The sequence below is a fragment of the Pseudomonas sp. KK4 genome (assembly GCF_001984065.1).
In the GTDB taxonomy this organism is placed as follows: Bacteria; Pseudomonadota; Gammaproteobacteria; order Pseudomonadales; family Pseudomonadaceae; genus Aquipseudomonas.
Window position 1 is genome coordinate 23,696 of the sequence record NZ_LYVP01000065.1, and the last position, 6,360, is coordinate 30,055.

The 6,360-nt window shown below is 59.5% G+C and carries 7 protein-coding genes; 4 read left to right on the forward strand and 3 right to left on the reverse strand.

Features of this window, described 5'->3' with window-relative positions:
* Positions 1 to 65 precede the first annotated feature (65 nt).
* The 4 genes from B0W55_RS19860 to B0W55_RS19875 all read left to right on the forward strand — a co-directional run bounded on the left by B0W55_RS19860 (position 66) and on the right by B0W55_RS19875 (position 4,796).
* On the forward strand, positions 66 to 1,517 hold the full coding sequence (locus B0W55_RS19860; RefSeq protein ID WP_077047619.1) for an NAD(P)/FAD-dependent oxidoreductase: 1,452 nt from the start codon (positions 66 to 68) through the stop codon (positions 1,515 to 1,517).
* Positions 1,518 to 1,539: 22 nt separating this feature from the next.
* Positions 1,540 to 2,496 carry an alpha/beta fold hydrolase gene (locus B0W55_RS19865; RefSeq protein WP_077047620.1) on the forward strand — a complete coding sequence of 319 codons (957 nt, stop codon included), beginning with the start codon at positions 1,540 to 1,542 and terminating at the stop codon, positions 2,494 to 2,496.
* A 110-nt stretch (positions 2,497 to 2,606) separates the two neighbouring features.
* Positions 2,607 to 3,986 carry a VOC family protein gene (locus B0W55_RS19870; RefSeq protein WP_077047621.1) on the forward strand — a complete coding sequence of 460 codons (1,380 nt, stop codon included), beginning with the start codon at positions 2,607 to 2,609 and terminating at the stop codon, positions 3,984 to 3,986.
* A 291-nt stretch (positions 3,987 to 4,277) separates the two neighbouring features.
* Positions 4,278 to 4,796: an Hcp family type VI secretion system effector gene (locus tag B0W55_RS19875; protein WP_077047622.1), complete on the forward strand. Its 519-nt coding sequence runs from the start codon at positions 4,278 to 4,280 to the stop codon at positions 4,794 to 4,796.
* Positions 4,797 to 5,137: 341 nt separating this feature from the next.
* Here B0W55_RS19875 and B0W55_RS19880 read toward each other — a convergent pair whose 3' ends face one another.
* The 3 genes from B0W55_RS19880 to B0W55_RS19885 all read right to left on the reverse strand — a co-directional run bounded on the left by B0W55_RS19880 (position 5,138) and on the right by B0W55_RS19885 (position 6,229).
* Complete coding sequence (locus tag B0W55_RS19880) at positions 5,138 to 5,722, reverse strand: hypothetical protein (RefSeq protein ID WP_077047623.1); 585 nt, start codon at positions 5,720 to 5,722, stop codon at positions 5,138 to 5,140.
* Positions 5,723 to 5,807: 85 nt separating this feature from the next.
* On the reverse strand, positions 5,808 to 5,975 hold the full coding sequence (locus B0W55_RS30830; RefSeq protein WP_175645526.1) for a hypothetical protein: 168 nt from the start codon (positions 5,973 to 5,975) through the stop codon (positions 5,808 to 5,810).
* Positions 5,976 to 5,986: 11 nt separating this feature from the next.
* The gene (locus B0W55_RS19885; protein WP_077047624.1) at positions 5,987 to 6,229 is read right to left on the reverse strand and encodes a hypothetical protein; all 243 of its coding nucleotides are present in this window, start codon (positions 6,227 to 6,229) and stop codon (positions 5,987 to 5,989) included.
* Positions 6,230 to 6,360 lie beyond the last annotated feature (131 nt).

The window sequence follows — 6,360 nt, forward strand, 5'->3', positions numbered from 1 at the left end:
CGCAATGCGCCGCAGTTTGGCTATACATGAAGGTAAGAGCCAGGCCCATCACGCACAGGACACCCATGCACACCTTCGAAGTATTGATCATCGGCAGCGGTTTCGGCGGCCAGTGCGCTGCGGTAAACCTGCTCAAGGCTGGCATCACCGACTTTCGGCTGCTGGAGCGCCGGGATTTTTTCGGCGGCACCTGGTGCCAGAACACCTATCCGGGTGCAGCGGTCGACGTGCCCTCGCCGCTGTATTCGCTGTCCTTCGCCCCGTACCGCTGGACGCAGATGTTCGCCGAACAGGCTGAACTGCACCGCTACACCCGCCATGTGGTGGAGCATTTCGGCCTGCGTGAGCGGGTCGAACTGCAAGCCAATGTCGAACGGGTGCAATGGGACAATGTCGGCAAGCGCTGGGCCGTGCACAGCACAAAAGGCACCTTTCATGCGCAGTTCCTGATCAATGCCACCGGCCCCCTGAGCCAACCGGTGGTGCCGCACTTCCCTGGCCAGGAACGCTTCCTGGGCAAGACCTTTCACACCAATAACTGGGACCATTCCTACGATTACCGGCAAAAACGCGTGGCCATCGTCGGCAGCGGCGCCAGTGCGGCCCAGGTGATTCCGGCCATCGCCCCAGAGGTGGAACACCTGCATGTGTTCCAGCGCACCCCGCACTGGGTATTGCCCCGGGCCGATCGCACCTTCGGCCGTTTCCAGCGTTGGCTGTTGGGGTTGACCCCCGCCTATAAACTGCTGCGCTGGATGATCTACTGGCAGTTCGAAACCCGGGTGATTGCCTTCAAATACTCGAAGCCGGCGGTGCGCATGGTCCAGCATCAGGCTCTGCGCTTCATCAAACGTCAGGTAGCCGACGCCGAACTGCGGCGAAAACTGACACCGGACTACACCATCGGCTGCAAACGGATCATTCTGTCCAGCACGCTGTACCCGGCCCTGGCACGACAGAATGTGAGCCTGCACAGCCGGGAACAAGGCATCAGGGAAATCGACGAAACCGGCATCGTCATGCAGGACGGGCAACATATCGATCTGGACCTGATCGTCTGGTCCACCGGTTACGACGCCACCGACGGGGTGATTTCCTACCCGGTCAGCGGCAAAAACGGCACGCAACTGCGCGATGTCTGGGCCCACTACCCCCGCGCCTACCTCGGCACCAGCCTGCCGGACTTTCCCAACCTGTTCATCGTTACCGGCCCCAACACCGGAATCGGCCACACTTCGGCGCTGTTCATCATCGAATCGCAGATGAACTACATCCTCGATTGCATCGGCACCCTAAAAGCACAGGGTCTGCGCAGTATCGAAGTTCGCCCCGAGGCAGAACGTACCTACACTGAAATGATCCATAGAGAAATGGAACGCACGGTGTGGAAGTCCGGAGGCTGCCACAGTTGGTATCAAAGCAAGAGCGGTCATGTGGTTGCCATGTTTCCGGGGTTCAGTTTCAGCTTTTATCGGCTGACCCGAGCCCTCAAACCCGCCGATCACATTTTGTCCTGATCCGTCAGAAGGAAGGCGCCTGATGCTTTTACTGGTTGTCGCTATCGCGGTTTTTGCGGCCTGGTGCTGGTTGAGCTACCCGGCCGTCGGCTATTGGCTGTATGACCTGAGCGTGGCTGCCGAGGCCAGGTTGTACAAACTGCACAAGCTCATCGTGCCGATCAACGAGATGACCGTCTCGACCTGGCAAGGCGGCCCGTACGAGGCCTCCAGCAATGTGCTGATGCTTCACGGCTTCAGTGCCGACAAGAATATCTGGCTGCGGTTTGCCCGACATTTCGTCGGCAATTACCGGGTGATCATCCCCGACATCGCCGGCCACGGTGAAACCGGCTTCAAGGCCGGCGGCGGCTATGACATCCCGTTGCAGGCCAAACGCATGATTCAGATGCTGGATGTGTGCGGGGTCGAGAAAGTCCATGTGATCGGCAACTCGATGGGCGGCTGGATCGCGGCCTGGATGGCGGCCCACTACCCGGAGCGCATCGTCTCGGTCGCCCTGTTCGACCCGGCGGGCGTCACCGCTCCCGAGCCCAGCGACCTGGAACGCCATTTGGCCAAGGGCCACAACCCCTTCCTGATCGACTCGCGGGAAGCATTCAAACACTTCTATGCCATGACCATGGCCGATCCACCCTGGGTACCACGGGTGGTGCTGGACGCTATCGCCCATCGCTACGAGCAGTCGCGGGATGAACTGGAAGAAATCTTCCGCGATTTTCGCGCCAGCCCGCCGATGGAACCGCAATTGCCGACCATCACCGCACCGGCGCTGTTGTTGTGGGGGCGCAAGGATCGGCTGATCGACGTCAGCAGCGTGGCCGTGTGGAGCAAGGGCATTGCCGATCTGCGGGTGGAGATCTGGGAAGGCATCGGCCACATGCCGATGGTCGAAGCACCGGCCGGTTCGGCGCGGTTGTATCGGGAGTTTTTGGCATCGCTACGCTCGGAGAGCCCGCAGGATCAACGGCTGCATTGAGCTTGCAGTCCTTTGCAGAATGAAGTCCGTCAGAAACTTCGTTTGTCGGCGCTGCCGAAGGCTGCGATCTTTTCTCCCATCCTTCACGTCACCGCGCCAGGAACCTGTTCATGACTCATCCGAACGTCGTCAGCCCCGACCTGATCCGTCAACGCTTTTCCAAAGCGATGTCCGACATGTACCGCGAAGAGGTGCCGCTGTACGGCGCGCTGATGGAGTTGGTGGAGCAGACCAATCGCCAGGTGCTGGCCAGCGATCCGCGCATTGCCCGTCAGTTGAACAGCACCGGGGAGATCGAACGCCTGGACCTGGAGCGCCATGGTGCGATCCGCGTCGGTACCGCCGCCGAACTGGCCACCCTCGCCCGCCTGTTCGCGGTGATGGGCATGCAGCCGGTGGGCTACTACGACCTGACCCCGGCCGGCGTGCCGGTGCATTCCACGGCGTTTCGCGCGGTGCATGAAACCTCACTGCAAATCAGCCCGTTCCGCGTCTTCACCTCACTGCTGCGCCTGGAACTGATCGAAGACCCGCAACTGCGAGCGTTTGCCCAGTCGGTGCTGGACAAGCGTTCGATCTTCACCCCGGCCGCGCTGACCCTGATCGCGCGTGCCGAAACCCAGGGCGGCCTCAGCGAACCGGAGGCCGACGAGTTCGTCAAGCAGGCGCTGGAAACCTTCCGCTGGCACCACCGCGCCACCGTCACTGCCGAGCAGTACCAGACCCTGAGCGCCCAACATCGCCTGATCGCCGATGTAGTGGCCTTCAAGGGCCCGCACATCAATCACCTGACGCCGCGCACCCTGGACATCGACATCGTCCAGGCACAGATGCCGGTGCATGGCATCACCCCTAAAGCCGTGATCGAAGGCCCGCCGCGCCGTCAGTGTCCGATCCTGCTGCGCCAGACCAGTTTCAAGGCGCTCGACGAACCCGTGGCGTTCACCGATCAGGCGGATACGGCCGGCAGCCACAGCGCCCGTTTCGGCGAGATCGAACAACGCGGCGCCGCCCTTACCCCTAAAGGCCGGGCGCTATACGACCGCCTGCTCAATGCCGCCCGCGACGAACTGAAGGACTTCCCCAACGAAGCCAATGCCGCTCGCTATAACGATTTGATGGCGCAGCATTTCAGCGAATTTCCCGACACCTATGAAGCCATGCGCCAACAGGAACTGGCGTACTTTCGCTATTTCGTGACGGAAAAAGGCCTGGCGGCGCCCGAGCTGAAAACCCTGCCGCTGGAGGAACTGGTCAGCGGTGGCTACCTGCGGGTCGAGCCGTTGGTGTACGAGGATTTCCTGCCGGTCAGTGCGGCGGGGATTTTTCAGTCAAACCTGGGAGACGCCGCGCAAACCCATTACGGCGTGCACTCCAATCAGCAAGCGTTTGAAAAGGCGCTGGGGCGCCCGGCCATTGACGAGTTGGGGCTGTATGCCGAGACGCAGCGGCGGTCGATCGAGCAATGTTTTAACTCGCTCGCTGATTAGCAAAGACCTGTAATGGGACGGGATGCGCAAAAAATTGCACGCTGAACGCGGGAGTCGACCCTCGTTGGAGAGCAAACTGTGCCCTGCAAGGTTACTTGGATGGGGGTGCGCAAAAAGCTGCCCTTTATCGCGCAGCCTTCCACGCAGAACTCGGGGATTTTTGCGATGCGAACTTGCCGCAATTGACTCGACACGCTGGTTTTTCAGGCGTTGACGTTCGTGGCACGGACCTTGTTAGGCGTCAGGCCCCCAGCAGGGGAACCTCACTTGACGTTAACAAGGACAGTATCCATGTCTACACCCGTGTATATGAAGGTCACCGGCAAGAAATCGGGCGTGATGACCAAAGGCGCTTCCACTGCCCCCTCCCTCGGCAACGGCTATCAGGATGAGCACAAAGACGAAGTCAAGGTTCAGGCATTCAGCCATGAAGTGACCCGTCCATATGACCCTCAATCCGGTGCGCCAACAGGGATGCGCATCCACCACCCAGTAGTGATCACCAAAGTGTTCGACAAATCCTCACCCATACTGCTCGAGGCTCTGTGCTCGGGTGAGGAGCTTACCGAGGTCGAGATCAGGTGGTACCGCAATGACGCCTATACCGAAGAGGAGCACTACTACACCACCACCCTCGAAGACGCGAGAGTCGTGAAGATTAAGGATTACATGCAGCATTCCCAGGGTTCGGCGACCGCGCCTATGGCCCAGTTGCAAGATGTGCATTTCAGCTACAGTAAAATCAGCTGGGACCATGTGGTTGCACAGACTTCCGGGGCAGATGACTGGCGCAAACCAAAAACTGATTAAAGCCCTTGTCGGGCAGCACCGACACAATTAACGGGCACTAAAAAGGGTGATCGAATGATCACCCTTTTTTGTCCGTGAAGCGGCTGAAAATACTCACCTATTGCGCAATGGTGTTCGCCCAGTGCAGTGGCCTCGGCAATCCATGCACTGGTAAAGAGCCGTAACACTGGGCGAACGGGACGTATTTTAGTTGAAGTCGCTGTTGTTGTCCGCGCCTGAAATATGAAATTTGCCGATACAATATTATCCATTGCATCGGCTGAAACTTACCGAGCAGCAAACAACAAACTTCATTCCTATACAAAAAATTGTACAGAATTAATCACTCGGTAAAACCCCATTCAACTTCCGTGTTTGCTGGTCACCGTCAGAATGTCGGTATAGGTGACATAAACGCTTTGTCCCACTTTTAAATCCTTGAGTTTGGCTTGTACTTCCGGCCTTTCAATGTCGACGGTTTTCGACTGGCCTTTAGGGTTCTCAAAGGTCACCCGATTGTTCTTCACATCAATGGCGGTGATCTTCAACTGCACCTGAACCTGGCGGTACGCCTCGCCACCGGGGTTGGCACTGCCCGGCGCCGCGCGGACTTCACCGGTGCGCTCGGTAGTGCCCGGCAAGCCCTTGTCGACATCGGTATCCAGATAGGCCGCCACGGAACGGGTGACCTTGATATCCACCCGATCGCCGGCCTTGAGATTGTCGAGGTTCTTGGCCTTTTCGGTCAGTTGTACATGCACCTGCCGACCTTCCGGCCCTTCCAGAACCACCTGATGATTGGCCGCATCCACGGAAATCACTTTGGTGGTGACCTGGTCGGCTTCCACCACGGCAGACAGCGGAATATCGGCAGCGACAGCGCTGAGGCTGGCGGCGGACAGCAAGGTAACGAGGGTAACGGCCTTGGCGAGTGCGTGACGTTTCATAGACAGACTTTCCCTGTGATCAATGGCGACAAACGGCGTTGAAAACCGCTTCAACGCCGAGCGTGCCGTTGAGCATAGACGCTGATCAGGAACGCTTCGCAGTTTCTTGCGCGGTCGATTCGCCGCTGGCCGTGCCCTTGCCGCTGTCCTTGCGCCGGGTCGGATCGGTGGGGCGCAACGCGTCATTATCGCGTTCGACTTCGCCTGGCGGCCGTGGCTCGTCGGGGTGACGGGTGTCCGGTGTGCGTTTCATGTTCAGTCTCCTCAGGCCTCGGGATCATCGACTTCCCGGGCAACATTGATCGCCGGGGAATCCTTGTGGGAGAGCTCTGCCCTGGCCTTCAGGTCCTGCCACTGATCGAGATCAATGGCGCCCTGCCCCAGCAAATCATCGGCCAGCCGCAGCAGCTCCATGTAATGAGCGTCGGGGGATTGTTGCCAGTACGCCTCGTCATCGAACACGCGCTGCCACGCATCGAGGTCGGGCGGTGTGAGGTCTTCGCGCATGGCAGGCTCCGGTAGGGGGGATTCGTACGGTAGAGGGCTGGAGGGCTGCGGGAGTTCCAGTGAACTCCAGTTCTCAACGCCCCCCTGCAGGAGCGAGGCTTGCCCGCGATGGCGGCGTGTCAGCCAACACA

Coding starts and splice junctions, on each gene's coding strand:
- B0W55_RS19860 (WP_077047619.1), top strand. CDS start 66: ATGCACACCTTCGAAGTATTGATCATCGGCAGCGGTTTCGGCGGCCAG.
- B0W55_RS19865 (WP_077047620.1), top strand. CDS start 1,540: ATGCTTTTACTGGTTGTCGCTATCGCGGTTTTTGCGGCCTGGTGCTGG.
- B0W55_RS19870 (WP_077047621.1), top strand. CDS start 2,607: ATGACTCATCCGAACGTCGTCAGCCCCGACCTGATCCGTCAACGCTTT.
- B0W55_RS19875 (WP_077047622.1), top strand. CDS start 4,278: ATGTCTACACCCGTGTATATGAAGGTCACCGGCAAGAAATCGGGCGTG.
- B0W55_RS19880 (WP_077047623.1), bottom strand. CDS start 5,722: ATGAAACGTCACGCACTCGCCAAGGCCGTTACCCTCGTTACCTTGCTG.
- B0W55_RS30830 (WP_175645526.1), bottom strand. CDS start 5,975: ATGAAACGCACACCGGACACCCGTCACCCCGACGAGCCACGGCCGCCA.
- B0W55_RS19885 (WP_077047624.1), bottom strand. CDS start 6,229: ATGCGCGAAGACCTCACACCGCCCGACCTCGATGCGTGGCAGCGCGTG.